This window comes from Polaribacter sp. 20A6 (genome assembly GCF_011378915.1).
GTDB classification, from domain to species: domain Bacteria; phylum Bacteroidota; class Bacteroidia; order Flavobacteriales; family Flavobacteriaceae; genus Polaribacter; species Polaribacter sejongensis.
Genome location: NZ_WTPZ01000093.1, coordinates 1 through 627 on the forward strand (window position 1 = coordinate 1; position 627 = coordinate 627).

General features: G+C 50.1%; 1 protein-coding gene. It reads right to left on the minus strand.

The annotated features are described in order from the left end of the window. A partial coding sequence (locus GQS57_RS19070; RefSeq protein WP_240915531.1) for a hypothetical protein occupies positions 1–250 on the minus strand: 250 nt, incomplete at its 3' end. Positions 251–627: the final 377 nt, after the last annotated feature.

A 627-nucleotide genomic window follows, 5' to 3' on the forward strand; every position in this document is an offset into this window, starting at 1 on the left:
CGGCCACTTCCGAAACCCTGACCACGTCCCTCGCCATAACCACTTCCCTGGCCGTAACCACTTCCCTGGCCACTTCCATAACCCTGACCACTTCCCTGACCACTTCCGTAACCCTGACCGCTTCCTTGTCCATAACCACCTCCGTATCCCTGACCACTTGCCTCATCACTTTCCTGATCATCTGGTTCACTACATACATGGCCACAGGTGGTTGGGCAACACTTCTGTGCGGCAGGACACTGGCCATCATGGAAACAGCTTTCAGCACATCCTGGAACGCTCTTCGTTTTGGGACATTGACCCGGCTTCACTGTATAAGGAGATGTACAGGAACGTCCACATCCATTGCTGCAACACTTCTCATTGTCAGGACAGCTAGAGTCACAGTCACATAACCTGGTACAGGAGCTTCCAGGTGTTTGGGGTGGACACTCTCCTGGCTTTACTGCAGTTTGTCCTGGAGTAACATCTGTTGCATTTAAGTATCCACAAAGACACAAAACCGCAATCAATGAACAGTACACTAGAGCAGTCATCCTCCTGACCTGCTATATCACAATTTTCCTTGCTGGAAAAAATGCACTGAATTGGTGCGTCACAAAGCACAGACAACAAGGCACACAAAAC